Below are 14,749 nucleotides of genomic sequence, written 5' to 3'. Positions count from 1 at the left end.
CGCCGGTCGGGGGGAAGGGAGTTGCGCACTCCGGCATCCGCGCACGCCCATTCCCGACACGGTCGTCACCGACCGGGCAAGGGAGCGTGACATGAGCCAGACCGTCCCGACGTATGTGGCCGCCATCGACCAGGGCACCACCTCCACCCGCTGTCTGATCTTCGACGCGGCAGGGCAGGTCGTCGCGTCGGACCGGCGCGAGCACCGGCAGATCCTGCCCAGGCCCGGCTGGGTCGAGCACGACGCCACCGAGATCTGGGCCAAGGTCCAGGCCGTGGCGTCGGGCGCGCTGGCCAGGGCCGGCCTGCGGCCCGACCAGCTGACGGCGCTGGGCATCGCCAACCAGCGTGAGACGGCGGTGCTGTGGGACCGGGCCACCGGCCGCCCGGTGCACAACGCCGTGGTCTGGCAGGACACCCGCACCGCCGCGCTGTGCTCGGAACTCGGCGGCACCTACGGGCAGGACCGCTTCCGCGACACCACCGGGCTGCCGCTCGCCCCCTACTTCTCCGGGCCGAAGGTCGCCTGGCTGCTCGACCACGTGCCCGGGCTGCGGCACCGGGCCGAGCACGGCGAGATCGCCTTCGGGACCATCGACTCCTGGCTGATCTGGAACCTCACCGGCGGCACCGCGGGGGGTGTGCACGTCACCGACGTCAGCAACGCCTCGCGCACCCTGCTGATGGACCTGCAGACCCTGGACTGGGACCCGGCGATCCTGGCCGCCATGGACATCCCCGAGGCGGTCCTGCCGCGGATCCGCCCCTCGGCCGAGGTCTACGGACTGGCCACCGGCCGGCTCGCGGGCGTGCCCGTGGCCGCCGCGCTCGGCGACCAGCAGGCCGCGCTGTTCGGGCAGACCTGCTTCGACCTCGGTGAGGCCAAGAACACCTACGGCCCGGGCAGCTTCCTGCTGCTGAACACCGGGGAGCGCCCCGTCCCCTCCGCCAGCGGCCTGCTCACCACGGTCGCCCACCAGTTGGGCGGCGAACGGCCGGTGTACTGCCTGGAGGGCTCGATCGCGATCACCGGGGCACTGGTGGAGTGGCTGCGCGACCGGCTCGGCGTGATCCGCACCGTCGAGGAGATCGAACCGCTGGCCGCCAGCGTCCCCGACAACGGCGGCGCCTACGTCGTACCCGCCTTCTCCGGCCTCTTCGCGCCCTACTGGCGGTCCGACGCGCGCGGCGTGGTCACCGGCCTGACCGCGTACGTCACCAAGGCGCATCTGGCCAGGGCCGTCCTGGAGGCGACCAGCTGGCAGACCCGCGAGGTGGTCGACGCGATGCAGCAGGACGCGGGAGTGCGGATCGGCGCGCTGCGGGTGGACGGCGGCATGACCGTCAACGGGCTGCTGATGCAGCACCAGGCCGACGTGCTGGGCGTGCCGGTGATCCGCCCGGTGGTCGCCGAGACCACCAGCCTGGGCGCCGCCTACGCCGCCGGGCTGGCCACCGGGGTGTGGGACGGGACGGACACGCTCAAGGCGCACTGGCGGGAGGACACCCGCTGGAAGCCGGCGATGTCCGGCCAGACGCGGGTCCGCGAGTACCGGCGCTGGAAGAAGGCCGTGGAGCGCAGCTTCGGCTGGCTGGACGACGACGAACCCGCGGTCCCCGCCGGCCGGGGCGGCTGAGCCGGCGGGACGACCCGCGGCGGACGGGCGCCGGCGGGGGCGGTCAGGTGGCGGCGGGCGCCCGGCGGCCGGCCGCCATCGCGGCGGCGTGCTCGACCACCGTGATCAGCACCTGCTTGGCCGACTCCCGCTCCCGCGCGTCGCACAGCACCACCGGCACCCCCGGGTCGAGGTCCAGCGCCTCGGTGACCACGTCGGGGGCGTGCAACTGGGCGCCGTCGAAGCAGTTCACCGCGACAGCGAAGGGGATGGCGCGCCGCTCGAAGTAGTCGATCGCGGCGAAGCAGTCCTCCAGCCGCCGGGTGTCGGCGAGCACCACGGCGCCCAGCGCGCCCTGCGCCAGCTCGTCCCACAGGAACCAGAACCGGTCCTGCCCCGGGGTGCCGAACAGGTAGAGCACCAGGTTCTCGCGCAGCGTGATCCGGCCGAAGTCCATGGCCACGGTGGTGGTGTGCTTGCCCTCGACGCCCGCGAGGTCGTCGACCGGGCGCCCCGCCTCGCTGAGTGCCTCCTCGGTCCGCAGCGGCCTGATCTCGCTGACCGTGCCGACCAGGGTCGTCTTGCCGACCCCGAAGCCGCCGGCGACCAGCAGCTTGAGCGCGACCGGCTCCGCAGCGGACGGCGGACGGCGGCGCTCGGCGTGGGCGATGGCCATGGTGTCTTCTACTTCCGTGCGGAGATGCGGACTTGGGGGGATTCGCAGGGGGATACCAGCAGCCTAGCGGTCGCTACAGCGCCCGCAGGCCGTTGATGACCTCGCGCAGGATGCTCTCGTCGGGCAGTTCGGCCGGCGGCACCGGCTGGTGGACCATGACGTGCCCGGCCTCCAGCAGGTCGCCGATGAGCACCCGGACGACGCCGACCGGCAGGTCGAGGTCGGCGGCGAGCTCCGCGACCGACACCGACTGCACCCGGCAGCGCTCCACGATGTCCAGGTGCTCGGGCGACAGGGTGCTGTCGTCGTCGACATCCGCGTCGGCCTCGTCGCTCCGCGCCATCACCAGGGCGATCAGGTCGAGCTTCGCCTCGGCCGCGTGGCTCGTACGCCCACGGGTCATCGCGTAGGGCCGTACCACCGGCCCTGCCGCGTCGTCGTACCAGCGGTCCGATTCAGACGTCATGTCACCCCGTCACCCCCAAGTCCGCTCGCCGGCCGTCAGCCGCTCAGTGCTGTGCCGCCGCTGTGCCTCGGCTCGGCGGCCAGATGGACCCCCACCCGCTTGACCAGCAGGGCCATCTCGTACGCCACCTGCCCGACGTCGGAGTCGGAGTCGGCCAGCACCGCGAGGCAGCTGCCGTCCCCCGCCGCCGTGACGAACAGGAACGCGTCGTCCAGTTCGACGATGGTCTGCCGGACCCGCCCGGCGTCGAAGTGCCGGCCGACGCCCTTGGCCAGGCTGTGGAAGCCCGAGGCGACCGCCGCGAGATGCTCCGAGTCCTCGCGGGTCAGGCCGTCGGAAGCGCCGGTGGCCAGGCCGTCCCCGGAGAGCACCAAAGCCTTGCGGATACTGGCCACCCGTGTGACCAAATCGTCCAGGAGCCAGCTCAGCTCTCGTGTCGGGCTCGATGCTGCAGTCATCGACCGTTCCCCTCAGGTGTCGTTCTCGGTGCTGTCGTCGATGGGTCGTCGCCGGGAGCCGCGCCGCCGTCCGGCTCGGCCTCCGCTGCTTGCCGGCCGCGCTGCCAGCCGCGCTGGATCGCGGACATCCGATCGCGTACCTCGTCGGCGGACCGCTCCCGGCCGCCGCCGCGCTCCGCGTCGTCCGGTCCTGACCGCGCCGCCTCGGCCCGCAACTGCGGTGCCAGGCTGGCCTGTCTGACCCGCTTGGGCAGCACGACACCGCCGTCCGTGCCGCCCTCGGACGGCTCGGGCGCCGCGGCGGCCGCCTCCGCCGCGCCGGCCGTCTCCTGCCGCGGGCGGGGCAGCGACGGCACGGCCGTCACCGCCCGCGGCACCTGCGGGGCCGCCGTACGGGGCCGGCGGCGCGGCAGCGGCATCGGGGCGGCGGGGGCCTGCTCCTCGGCGCCGCCGACCGGGTCGTCCGGGTCGTCCAGCGCGTCGAGGCCCCGGGCGAAGGCCGCGGTCAGCGACTCCTCGTCGTGCGAGGCGTGCTCCTTGTGCCGCTCGCCGCCGATGTCGTCCACGCCTTCGAGACCCCACTGCCGGAACGTGTGCTCGGTGTCGCCCGCCGCGTCCAGGCCCAGCGGCTGCGTGGCGCCGGGCAGTTGGGTGCCGCCGGTGTCCTCGCCGGTGTCGCTGAGCAGCGTCTCGGAGATCATGACGACGGCGGTGGTGCCGCCGTACGCCGACTGCCGCAGCGAGACCCGCACGTTGTGCCGCTGGGCGAGCCGGCTGACCACGAACAGGCCGAGCCGGTCGGTGTCGGACAGCTCGAACTCGGGCGTCTCGGCGAGCCGCAGGTTCGCTTCGAGCAGCGCGTCGGGGGTCAGGCCGAGACCGCGGTCGTCGATCTCCAGGACGAATCCGTTGGCGACCGGCTCGCCGTGCAGCTTGACGGTGGTGTGCGGCGGCGAGAACACCGCGGCGTTCTCGATGAGTTCGGCGAGCAGGTGGGTGAGGTCGGCGACCGCGGCGCCGGCGACGGCCAGCCGCGGCAGCCGGCGCACCTCGATGCGCTCGTAGTCCTCGACCTCCGCGATCGCGGCACGGACCACGTCCATCAGCTGCACGGGCTTGCGCCACTGCCGGGAGGGGGCCGCGCCGGACAGGATGACCAGGCCCTCCGCGTGCCGGCGCATGCGGGTGGTCATGTGGTCGAGCCGGAAGAGGTCGGCCAGCTCCTCGCTGTCCTCGGCGCGGCGTTCCATGGCGTCCAGCAGGGTCAGTTGGCGGTGGAGCAGCACCTGGCTGCGGCGGGCGAGGTTGACGAAGACCTCCGAGACGCCCTTGCGCAGGTCGTTCTGCCGGACGGTGGCCTCCACGACGGCCCGCTGGAGGGTGTTGAGCGCCTTGCCGACGTGGCCGATCTCGTCGTCGGCGTACTCCAGCCGCGGCACCTCGGTCTCGACGTCGATCTGCTCACCGGCCGCCAGCCGGCGCATGACCCGTGGCAGCCGGGTGCCGGAGACCTCCTGGGCCTCCCTGCGCAGCCCGGTCAGGTCCCTGATCAGGCCGCGGCCGATGCGTACGGAGACGAACACCGAGGCGATCACCGCGATCAGGCCGACGCCGCCGACGAAGGCGGCCTCGACGATCGCGGTGGTGGCGATCGGGTGGTTGCGGTCGCTGAGCCGGCTCTCCGAGGCGGCGTCGAGCCGGCCCAGATCGTCCATCGCGGTCGCGGCGACCCCGGGCCAGGACAGCTGGGCCGCGACGATCGGCGCACGGTCGACGCCGCCGGCGATCACCGCGTCCTCCGCGGAGCGCAGCGCCTTGCCGTCGCCTTGCTTCCAGTACGCGTCGTAGGGCGCGCGCTCGTCGTCGGTCAGCTGCCACAGGCTGTTGTCGTAGTAGTTGCGCTGCTCCGCCACCGCGAAGGTGTAGGACCGCAGTTCGGCCCCGCTCATGTGCCCGGTGCTGATCGCGGCGGCCATCAGCGCGTCCTCGCGGCTGACCTCGTCGCGGGCACGGCCGAGTTGGACGACGGCGCGGTGCTGGTCGTCGAGTTGCAGGTTGTTGTGCGGGTTGAGGGAGTCGAACAGCTGGAAGGCAGGTTCCGTCATCGAGTTGTACGCCTCGAAGACGTCGTTGCGGCTGATCCGGCCGTCGTCGGCCCGCTTGCGCAGCGAGGTGAGGCCCTCGACGGTGCTGAGGAAGGTGTCGAGCCGGGTGCGCGCCTCGGGCTCGAGCGAGCCGCGCACGCCGGAGGCGGCGACCCGGGTGCGCATCTTCGCGATCGACGCGTCGGTGGCCTGCTGCTGCTTGTTGTAGCCGATCCTGGCCTGGGAGTCCCGGGTGTTGGCGACGTAGATCATCGCCGCCCGGCGCTCCTGCTGGAGGCTCTGGACCGCGTCCTGACCGGGGTAGCCGACGTTGTCGACCACTCGCTGGACGTCCGGCCGGTCAAGCAGCGCGCGGCCGGTCACCGTGGCGGCGAAGGCCCAGATGACCGTCAGTGACACCAGAGGGATCAGCAGCAGCGCCACGATCTTCCGGCGGATCGTCGTACCGCGAAAGCTCATGGCCTCCCCAACGTCTCCCCCGCTGTGGGGGCGTCTGACTCGTTTAATCGGCGTGAGCCTACTACCGCCTCAGGGGTAACTCGAAAGTCTGTCTGTGGGTTGGGCAGGTCTGCGGCGAAACGTACCCCGGAATGCACCTGGGGGATTCGGGGCAGCCACTCTTCATGGACTTCCAACGGCGGACCGTATGGGTCGAAGAGACCGCCAGCCGACCGCGGATGGCCGATCCGGTGCGGGCCGCCGCGGTGCGGGCGGGACTGATCGCCGCGGTGGCCCTGGTGCAGACGATCATCGACGTGCTGCTCGCGGCCGGGCACTCCTGGCTGTCCGCGCCGGTGCTGCTGACCACGGTGCTCACCTCGGTCGTGGCCACCTGGGCGGTGCTCGACGTGTGGGTGACGCGGCAGGTGTGGAATCAGCGCAACGGTGTGGTGTCGAGCCCGAGCAGCGCCGCCCGGGCCCTGCGCCGGGAGCGGCGCAGGGCCCGGCGGCAGGCACGCAGGGCCAGGTCGCAGGGTGGCTCGGCTGCGACGGCCGGTTCGGGCCGGGCGGCGGGACGGCGGCACGTGCCGCGGCACCTGGGGGTGTGAGCGCTCAGCGCCCGGCAGGGCGGCCGGCGGTGGTGCCGTCCGGTACGGCTGAGGCCGGTGCCGCCGCCGGTTCCGGTGCGGCCGGCGGTGCGGGTGGGGTTTCTGCGGCCGGTGCCGGGGCGGCTTCCGCTGCCGCTTCGTGGGCGGCTTCCGGCGGGCGGCGGAACATCCGGGTGGCGGTGATCTCGCCGTGCACCTGCTCGCCGTGCGGGTCCTGGACCGGAAGTCCGGGCCTGAGGTGTTCCTCGACGCTGATGTATTTCAGCCCCGCCCGCAGATCCGCGTCATTGCGCAGCCTGACCACGAGCGGGAATTCGGCGAGGGCGGTCGTGTCGAATAGCCCCGTCGTGTAGATGAGCTGCACACCGAGCGCGTCGGCCACCGCCCGCTGGAGCTCCAGCAGATACGTGGCATTGGCCCGGCCGATCGGATTGTCGAGGAAGAGCGTGCCGGCGTGCCGCTGCCGGTCCCTGCCGCGGTCGTTGCTCCGCAGCGCGGCCATGGTGCAGTACAGCGCGATGGCGGCGGTGAGCAGCTGCCCGCCGGAGAACACGTCGCCCATCTGGCCGACGGGGACGCGCTCGGCCCGCAGTACCGCGTCGGGCTTCAGGATCTCCACGGCGATACCCCGCGGCTGGAGGGCCGCGCCGACCCCGCGCAGCAGCAGTGACATCCCGTCCCGCCGCAGGTCGGAGTTCTTGCGCAGCGCCGACCTGGTCGCCTCGTCGATGACCTCGCCGAGGCGCTCGGTGAGCAGCGCCTGGTCGGGGTCGTCGAAGCGGATCCGGAGGAATTCCTGGCCCGACCACTCGCCCAGGCCCTCGGGCAGCCGGGACAGCCGCTGGGCCGAGCGCAGCGTGGCGAGCGCCGACTCGACCAGGCCGCGCAGCCGGTCCACGATGATGTCCCGGTTGCGCTCCAGCTGGCCCAGCTCGTCGGTCAGCACCCGCAGCCGGGGGGCGAAGGCCGCCGCCCAGGCGGCCGCGTGCTCGGGCAGCGCCGCGCCGGGCAGCTCCCTGATCTGCTGCCTGGCCGGGGTCCTGACCTGTTCGAAGCGGACCGCGTTGGCGTGCCTGACCAGGACGTCCGCGGCCTCGCGCAGGTGGGCGTCGGCCGCCGACAGGTCGGCGGCGCAGCCGCGCAGGCCGCGCCGGGCCTCGGCGGCGGCCTGCCTGGCCGCCTCCTGGCTGCCCGGATACGGCTGCGGCTCCTCCTCGTCGGGGTGCTGCTGCGGCCCGCCGTCCCGCAGCAGGTCGCGCAGCAGCGCGGCGGTCTCGTCGAAGCCGCCGGCCGCGTCCTCGGCGGCCCGGTGGGCCGCGACCAGGTCGGCGTGCGCGGCGGTGGCCAGCTCCAGGGCCTCGGTACGGGCGGCGACCTCGGTGGTGGCCGCGCGCAGCAACTCCTGGGCGTGGTCGGCGTCGCGCGGCTGGAGGGCCTCAGGCAGCTCGGTGTGGTGCGGTGCGCCGTCGTGCGGCGCGAGGCGTTCGGCTTCGCCGCGGAGGCGGCCCAACTGCTCGCTGGCGGTGGAGGCGCGGGATTCCAGGGTCTGTACGAGCGCTTCCGCGCGCCCGGCCGCGGCCTGCCTGGACGGCCCGTCCGAGCCGTCAGGACCTTCGAGCAGCTGGGCTGCGCGGCTGCGTACCTTGTTGGTGAGCCGGTCCAGTTCGACCAGCGCGGCATTCTCGGTGCTCTCCGCCCTGGCCTGTTCGGCCCGCAGGTCGGCGCCGACGCCGACCTTCTCGTAGACCTCGGAGGCCGCGCGGTACGCCTCCCGCAGTGCGGGCAGCGACCTGGCCGTGTCCGCCTCCGGGGTGGCGGCCGCCGCGCCGTCGTCGGGGGCGCCAGCGATCTCGGACCGTTCCGCGCGCAGGACGCGGGCGGTGCGGCGGGCGTCGTCCGAGGCGCGCTGGGCGGCCCTGCGGTCCTCGTCGGCGGCGCGGGCCTGCGCCAGGCAGGCCTCGGCGCGGGCCTCCGCCTCCGCCGCGTCGGCGGACAGTTCGCGGGCCCTGCGCTGCCAGCCGGCCCGCTCGCGCAACCGGTGGGCGAGTCCGGCCAGCGCGTCGGCGGCCCGGCGGGCCTGCTCGGCGGCGGCCCTGCGGGTGTCGCTGTCCTGCGCGGCCTCCGCGGCGACGGCCTCGGCCTCGGCGCGGGCGGCGCGCGCCTCGGACAGTTCCGCCCGGGTGCGCTCGACGGTCTCCCGGGCGGCCGCGGTCTCCGCGGCCAGCTCGGCGAGCCGGCCCTGCGGGCAGGCGGCGCGCCAGGAGGCCAGCCGTGCCGCCAGGGTGCGGTCGTGGGCGAGGCGGCCCGCGAGTGTCCTGATCTCCCCCTCGCGTGCCGTCGCCCTGGCCCGCAGCGCCTGGCGCTCGCCGTCCGCGGCGAATTCGTCGTGCATCGCCGGATTCGGCGGTACCAGGAAGACGTCCGGCTCGGTGCCTGCTGCCGGCGGCGGGGCGAGCAGCGCGGCGGCGGTGCCGACGGCGACGGTGGAGCGCGGCAGCAGGGCCGCCTGGGCCAGGACGTCCCTGGCCCGCAGGTAGGTGCCGGGGTCGGTCACCACGACCCCGTCGACCAGCTCGGGGCGTGCCGCGAGCACCACGGCGTGGTCCACCGGGTCCACGGCCTGGGCGAGATAGCGCCAACCGGGCAGCGCGGGAATGCCGTGCTCGCCCAGATACTCGACCGTGGCCAGCACGTCGGGCCCCGGGGGCAGCAGTCCCCCGTCGCCGAGCGCCCCGAGGATCCGGGCGTCGTCCGCCGCGGCGGTCCGCAGCTCGAACAGCTGCCGCTCGGCGGCCGCGACGGCGTTGTCCAGCAACTCCCGCAGCGGCTCGGCGAATTCGTCGAGCATGCCGGGGCTGATCCCGCCGTCCTGCCCGGTGCCGCCGCTGCGGGCGGCCGGTGCGGCCTGACCGTGCCGGGCGGTGTCCTCCGCGGCGCCGGGGGCCGGGGCGCCATCCGACCGCTCCCCGTCGGCGGCGGCCCCCGGCGCGCTGTCGCCGGCGGGGGCCGTGCGGGCGGCCGGGACGCCGTGCGGGGCGGACGAGGCGTCGGGCGGGGCGGACGAGGCGTCGGTGCGCGGGGCGGGGAGGCTGAGCAGGGCGGTCAGGCGGGAGTCGGTGGTCAGCGAGGTGGCGGCCACGGTCGCCGCGGCCAGGGCGGACTCCGCGGTGGCCGCGGCGTCGGTGGCGCGGGCCGCGGCGAGCTCCGCGCGGGACTCGGCCGCCGCGGCCTCCCGGGCGCGGGCTGCCTCGGTGCGGGCGGCCTCGGCGGCGGCCAGGGACAGGGTGGCGGCCGACTCCTCGGCGTCGGCGGCGGCCAGGGCCGCGCGGGCCGGGTCGGCGTTCGGCGCGGAGTCGTCGAGCCAGCCGGAGCGTACGGCCTGCGCGGTCTCCTGTTCGACCTCGGCGAGCCGCTGGGCGAGGTGCCCGGTCTCGCTGCGGGCGCGCTGGGCCTCGGTGGCGGCGGCGGTCGCGTCGCGGTGCGCGGTCTCGGAGCGCGCCTGGAGCTCCGCCGAGCGCTCCTCCTCCTCGTCGGCCTGCCGTTCGGCGCGGGCGGCGGCGCCGTGCAGCGCGCGTACCAGCTCGGCGGCCGCCGTGGTGCGGGCGGCGAGCGCGGGGGCGGCGTCCCTTTCCGCCTCGCGGATGGCCGCGCTGACCCGCTGCAGCCTGTCCCCCGCGGCCCGTTGCCGCAGGACGGTCTCGGCGGCCTGCCAGGCCGCGTGCAGGGTGCGCGCGTCGCCCAGCTCGCGGCGCAGCGCGGCCGCGCCCTTGTCCGCCGCGGCCAGCGCGAGCGACGCGTGCCGGTAGGCGATCTCGGCCGCGGTCAGCGCGCTGCCGGCCCGTGCCTGCTCGGCGTCGGTGACGGTGTGCGCGGCCCGCGCCATGTCCTGCGCGATCTCGCCGGTCCTGGCGCGTTCCTGCTGGGCGCGGGCGGTCAGCCGCCGGGCCAGCGCGCGGGTGCGGCGCTCTGACTGGGCGTGCACCGCGCGGGCCCGGTCGCGGGCCTCGGCGCCGTCGACGATCCGCTCAAGCAGGTCCAGGGAGCCGGCGGTGAAGTCGCGCTCCGCCGTCAGTTCCGCCCGGCGGCCGAGCTTGCCCGCGAAGCCGTGGACCAGGTCGGCGAGGCCGTCGGTGTCGCGGGTGTCGGTGACCGCGCGCAGCAGCAGGTCGGTGAAGTCGGAGTCCTTCTTGACCGCGAAAAGGCCCGCGGCCTCGCCCTCGTCGGCGTTCATCTCCCGCTGGTAGCGGAACAGTTCGGGGTCGAGGCCGAGCTCGCCGAGGTGTTCGTTCCACCGGTCGTGGATCTCCTCCCACACCACGTCCAGGTGCGGATACGCCTTGCCCGCCTCGGTGAGCGCGTCCCTGAAGCCCTTCATGGTGCGGCGCCTGCCGCGTGCCCCCGAGACGCCCTCGACCGGCGGGCGTACCGCCGTGGACTCGGCGACCGGCAGCGAGTCCAGGCTCATCCCCGGGCCGGGCCGGAAGGAATACCAGGCCTCGGCGAACTTGCGCGGGTCGGCGGAGACCTGGCGGCCGCGCCACTCGCTGACCTTGCCGGCCACCACCAGCTCGCCGGTCAGGGTGTGCTGCCACTCCAGCGCGACATGACCGCAGTCCTCGGCCAGCAGGAACTTGCGCAGCACACCGGAACTGGCGCCGCCGAGGGTGTTGCGGTGGCCCGGCAGCATCACCGAGAAGATCAGCTTGAGCAGGACGGACTTCCCGCCGCCGTTCTCCAGGAAGAGCACTCCGGCGGGGGCCGGGCGGCGCGGCGGGCCGGCCGGCTCGTCGGCGAAGAAGTCGCCCTGCGCCGGTGCGGGCAGCGGCACAGGTTCGCCGACGCCCCGCAGGTCGAGCACCGTGTCGGCGTAGCGCGCACCCGCGGGCCCGATGGAGTAGAGGCGGAGTCGGGAAAGCTCGTACATGCGGCGGACTCTCGTGGCTGGGTAGGGGAAGTGGGCTCGGGCGGCGGCGCGTTCAGACAGAGCTGTGGAAGGGCAGTCCGGCGTCCGCGACCAGGTCCGAGCCGTCGTCGGAGGCGGCCGCGGGCAGCAGGCTCGCGGTGCCGTCGGTGACCGGTACGACGCCCAGGTCGAGAAGCTCGGCCATCGCCGCGCTGCCCGCCATGTCGCGGACCTGGAGCTGGTAGCGGGCGGTGGTGCGGTACGTGCCGCCCGACTCGTCGCCGGTGCGCTGCAGGAAGCCGGAGTCGACCAGGAAGGCGACCGCCTTGCCGATGATGCCGGTGGTCGAACTCGCCAGCCGCCTGGCGTCCTTGGTGGCGCCGGTGGCGCTGCGCCTGGTGTAGACCCGCCAGGCCGCCTCCAGGCCGGGGGCGTCGGTGGCCGGGTCGGAGTTCTCACCGGTCTCGTCGGCGCGCTCCTCCAGCCGCCGGCAGGCCTGGCGGACGAAGGCGTCCACCCCGTTGACCGTGATGCGGCCGATGTAGCCGTCGTCGGCCAGATCCTCGGGGCGCGGGAAGGCCAGCGCGGCGGCGGCCAGATGCGCCAGACCGTGCAGGAAGCGGTCGCCCGCGTCGGAGGCGGCCCGGCGGGCGTAGTCGCCCATCCGGACGGCGAAGACCGAGTCCTCGCCCGCCGCGACGGCCATACCGGCCCGCGGTGACACCTCCAGGACGACCAGGCCGAGCCCGGCGGCCACCGCGTCGGCGATCCGGGCGAAGCCGGGGTCCTCGCGGTGCCGTCTGACCAGCTCCGCGTACTCCACGTCCCGGGCGGGCAGCAGCTTCGGCTGCAGGCCGAAGCCGACCAGGCGGGCGGCGTCGGCGACGTCGCCCGCGGTCAGGGCCGCGCCGGACCGCGGGATCTCGCGCGGGTCGTGGGCGTCCCGGGGGTGGGCGCCGTCCCTGGCGTCCGTCCCGTCGTCGCGGTGGTCGCTCACGTCGTTCTCTCTTTCGGGTCCGCGGGGCTGGCGGTGAGGCGGGCGGTGCCGAGGATGAGGTCGGCGCCGCCGAAGTCGGGGTCGTCGAGCTCGGTGCCGTCGTCCACCGCGAAGAGCACCTGCGGCTCGCCCTGCCGCACCGCGGTGCCCACCGGCGGCGACGCGGCGTGCAGCGCCAGCAGCGCGACCAGATACGGCAGGTCGGGGTCCGAGCGGCGGGCCTGGGCCAGCAGTCCGGACAGCCGGCGCGGCGCGTCGTGCGGCAGGTCGAGCAGGTCGAGGGCGGACTCCAGCTGCTCGTCGGAGAAGCGGCTGTCGTCCGGGGTGGCGACGAGGTCGGGCTCGGGCATCTCCGCGCCCAGATGGTCGCGTTCGACCGGCGGCGTCAGCAGCAGGTCGACCAGGTCGGTGACCCGCACCGCGGCCGGTGTCCGCAGTCCGGTGCCACGGGCGAAGAACGCGTCGGTCACCCGCGAGGCGCGCTCCACCGGCAGCGGCAGCAGCGGGGCGACCAGCTGGCCGTACAGGTCGAGCCCGGCGCGGGCGGGCGGCGCGGCGAAGGCCTGCCGGTCCTGCTCGGCCCTGAACAGCGGCCCGGCCTCCAGCAGCCGGGACTGCAGCTGGGTGTGCCGCCGGATGCAGTCCTTGACGATGTCGACGAGCTCGGCGGCCCGCCGCTTGTGCTCGGGCTCCTCCGCCTCGTCGCGCGCCTTGCGGATGTTGGTCAGGATCGCGTTCTCGTGGCGGTAGCGGTCGGCGACGTGGTCGAGGGCCTCGGCGATCATGTCGGGGACCTGCCGCAGCCAGTCCACCGCCCGCACGTTGCGGCGGGTGGCCTCCAGGGTGCGGCGCAGCGTCTCGGCGTACTGCACCGTGCGGTAGCGCGCCTGCTCGGCGGCGAGTTGGGCGTCGGCCAGCCTGCCGCGGCTGATCAGCACCTCCAGCTTGACCTCGGCGGCGATCTGGGCGCTGGTGACGTCGGTGTCGAGGGCGCCCACCAGGACGTTGACCGCCTCGTCGGTGGTGCGCAGGTAGACGCTGCCGCCGGAGCCGGCCACCTCCTCGATCAGCTTGAAGTCGTAGTCCCGCCGCACGTAGGCGCCGTCCGCGGCGAACGTGCCGTAGACGGCCCGGAATCCGCGGTCGGCGCTGCCCACGTTGATCAGATTCTCCAGCACCCAGCGGGCCACCCGCTCGTGCTCGGCGTGGCTGCGGCCGGGGGCCTGGGCGGCGACCCGGGGCAGCACCCTGGCCACTATCTGGTCGTGGTCGGCGCCGGTGTCGAAGTCCATGTTGAGCGTGACCAGGTCGATCGCGGCCAGCGCGACCTCCGCCATCGCATACACCGAATACTCGCCCGCGAGGTTGGCCTTGCGGACGTCGAGGTCGTGCAACGGCGCGGTGCAGGCGAGTGCCTTGAGCCGGCGGGCCAGGCCCTCGTCGGCGGCGGGGCCCGGGGCCGGCCGGGCGGCACCCGGCAGGGGATACGGGACGGTGCTGGTCACGCCCCACACATTAGGCGGTGCCACCGACAACGAACGAAACGGCACGGATCGCCACGGGGCGGGCACCCGTTGTCGGTGCGGGATGCCATGATCGGAGCGCGGGCATCCTACGGCAGCGGTGGACACGACGGGCGGATCACCATGGCGGGCACGGACATCGGGGCGGGCGGCGAGGCCGAGGGCGACGCGGTCGTCGACCTCAACGCCGACCTCGGCGAGGGCTTCGGACGCTGGCACCTCACCGACGACGAGGCGCTGCTGTCGGTGGTCACCAGCGCGAACGTCGCCTGCGGCTTCCACGCCGGCGATCCGGCGACGATGCGGCGGGTGTGCGAGCGGGCCGCGGTCGGCGGGGTGCGGATCGGGGCGCAGGTGTCCTACCGCGACCTGGCCGGCTTCGGGCGCCGCTCGATGGACGTGCCGCCGGCCGAGCTGACCGCCGAAGTCGCCTACCAGATCGGGGCGCTGGAGGTCTTCGCGCGCGCGGCCGGTGCGACGGTGGCGTACGTCAAGCCGCACGGCGCGCTGTACAACCGGGCGGTGCACGACACCGAGCAGGCCGCGGCCGTCGTGGCGGGCGTCGTGCTCGCCGGCGGGCTGCCCGTGCTGGGCCTGCCCGGCTCGCAGTTGCTGTCCGCCGCCACCGCCGCGGGGCTGCGCACGGTGAACGAGGCCTTCGCCGACCGCGCCTACACGGCGCAGGGCACGCTGGTCTCGCGCCGCGAGCCGGGCGCGGTGTTGGGCGAGCCGGACGAGGTGGTGGCCCGGGCGGTGCGGATCGCCTCCGGCGACGGGGTGACGTCGGCGGACGGCCGGCCGGTACGGATCGCGGCGCGCTCGCTGTGCGTGCACGGCGACACCCCGGGAGCCGCGCGGCTGGCCGCCCGGGTGCGGCAGGCACTGGAGGCGGCCGGGCTGCGGGTGGCGGCGTTCGCATGAGGGGCGAGGTGGCGGCGGCGTGAAGTGTCGGGTGCT

Annotated in this window: 10 protein-coding genes; 3 read left to right on the top strand and 7 right to left on the bottom strand. The window is 74.9% G+C overall.

All coding sequences use genetic code 11. The features are described from left to right. Positions 1–91: 91 nt before the first annotated feature. Positions 92–1,636, top strand: a complete 1,545-nt coding sequence (gene glpK, locus OG702_RS32665; protein WP_327292557.1) for a glycerol kinase GlpK — start codon at positions 92–94, stop codon at positions 1,634–1,636. A gap of 43 nt (positions 1,637–1,679) precedes the next feature. Here the strand turns inward: glpK and OG702_RS32660 are convergent, their stop codons facing one another. The 4 genes from OG702_RS32660 to OG702_RS32645 form a co-directional block, all read right to left on the bottom strand. Then, a complete protein-coding gene (locus OG702_RS32660; RefSeq protein WP_327292556.1) occupies positions 1,680–2,291 on the bottom strand; it encodes a GTP-binding protein in 612 nt (203 codons plus the stop codon). A gap of 73 nt (positions 2,292–2,364) precedes the next feature. Next, a complete protein-coding gene (locus OG702_RS32655; protein ID WP_327292555.1) occupies positions 2,365–2,757 on the bottom strand; it encodes a DUF742 domain-containing protein in 393 nt (130 codons plus the stop codon). Positions 2,758–2,792: 35 nt separating this feature from the next. Then, entirely contained in the window at positions 2,793–3,215 is a 423-nt protein-coding gene (locus OG702_RS32650) for a roadblock/LC7 domain-containing protein (RefSeq protein ID WP_327292554.1), read from the bottom strand. After that, on the bottom strand, positions 3,212–5,779 hold the full coding sequence (locus OG702_RS32645; protein WP_327292553.1) for a sensor histidine kinase: 2,568 nt from the start codon (positions 5,777–5,779) through the stop codon (positions 3,212–3,214). The genes OG702_RS32650 and OG702_RS32645 overlap by 4 nt, the downstream gene beginning before the upstream one ends. Before the next feature lie 164 nt (positions 5,780–5,943). Between OG702_RS32645 and OG702_RS32640 the strand changes: the two genes are divergently transcribed. After that, positions 5,944–6,369, top strand: a complete 426-nt coding sequence (locus tag OG702_RS32640) for a hypothetical protein (RefSeq protein WP_327292552.1) — start codon at positions 5,944–5,946, stop codon at positions 6,367–6,369. 4 nt (positions 6,370–6,373) lie between these two features. On the opposite strand, the gene OG702_RS32635 is transcribed toward OG702_RS32640, so the two are convergent. The 3 genes from OG702_RS32635 to OG702_RS32625 all read right to left on the bottom strand — a co-directional run bounded on the left by OG702_RS32635 (position 6,374) and on the right by OG702_RS32625 (position 13,774). Beyond that, a complete protein-coding gene (locus OG702_RS32635) occupies positions 6,374–11,293 on the bottom strand; it encodes a hypothetical protein (RefSeq protein WP_327292551.1) in 4,920 nt (1,639 codons plus the stop codon). Between the two features lie 52 nt (positions 11,294–11,345). Next, on the bottom strand, positions 11,346–12,194 hold the full coding sequence (locus OG702_RS32630) for a hypothetical protein (protein ID WP_327293456.1): 849 nt from the start codon (positions 12,192–12,194) through the stop codon (positions 11,346–11,348). Positions 12,195–12,265: 71 nt separating this feature from the next. After that, positions 12,266–13,774 (bottom strand): hypothetical protein, encoded by a 1,509-nt coding sequence (locus OG702_RS32625; RefSeq protein ID WP_327292550.1) that lies wholly within the window; start codon positions 13,772–13,774, stop codon positions 12,266–12,268. A 141-nt stretch (positions 13,775–13,915) separates the two neighbouring features. Here OG702_RS32625 and OG702_RS32620 point away from each other — a divergent pair, with 141 nt between their 5' ends. After that, entirely contained in the window at positions 13,916–14,713 is a 798-nt protein-coding gene (locus tag OG702_RS32620) for a LamB/YcsF family protein (RefSeq protein ID WP_327292549.1), read from the top strand. Positions 14,714–14,749 lie beyond the last annotated feature (36 nt).

This window comes from Streptomyces sp. NBC_01198 (genome assembly GCF_036010485.1).
Classification (GTDB): domain Bacteria; phylum Actinomycetota; class Actinomycetes; order Streptomycetales; family Streptomycetaceae; genus Actinacidiphila.
The sequence above is the reverse complement of the archived record's forward strand: the minus strand, read 5'-3'. Positions and strand labels throughout refer to the sequence as shown.

Bases quoted from the DNA above. Each gene is read 5' to 3' on its own strand.
- OG702_RS32645 (WP_327292553.1), bottom strand. From the start codon at position 5,779: ATGAGCTTTCGCGGTACGACGATCCGCCGGAAGATCGTGGCGCTGCTG.
- OG702_RS32655 (WP_327292555.1), bottom strand. From the start codon at position 2,757: ATGACGTCTGAATCGGACCGCTGGTACGACGACGCGGCAGGGCCGGTG.
- OG702_RS32620 (WP_327292549.1), top strand. From the start codon at position 13,916: ATGGCGGGCACGGACATCGGGGCGGGCGGCGAGGCCGAGGGCGACGCG.
- OG702_RS32650 (WP_327292554.1), bottom strand. From the start codon at position 3,215: ATGACTGCAGCATCGAGCCCGACACGAGAGCTGAGCTGGCTCCTGGAC.
- OG702_RS32660 (WP_327292556.1), bottom strand. From the start codon at position 2,291: ATGGCCATCGCCCACGCCGAGCGCCGCCGTCCGCCGTCCGCTGCGGAG.
- OG702_RS32635 (WP_327292551.1), bottom strand. From the start codon at position 11,293: ATGTACGAGCTTTCCCGACTCCGCCTCTACTCCATCGGGCCCGCGGGT.
- glpK (WP_327292557.1), top strand. From the start codon at position 92: ATGAGCCAGACCGTCCCGACGTATGTGGCCGCCATCGACCAGGGCACC.
- OG702_RS32640 (WP_327292552.1), top strand. From the start codon at position 5,944: ATGGACTTCCAACGGCGGACCGTATGGGTCGAAGAGACCGCCAGCCGA.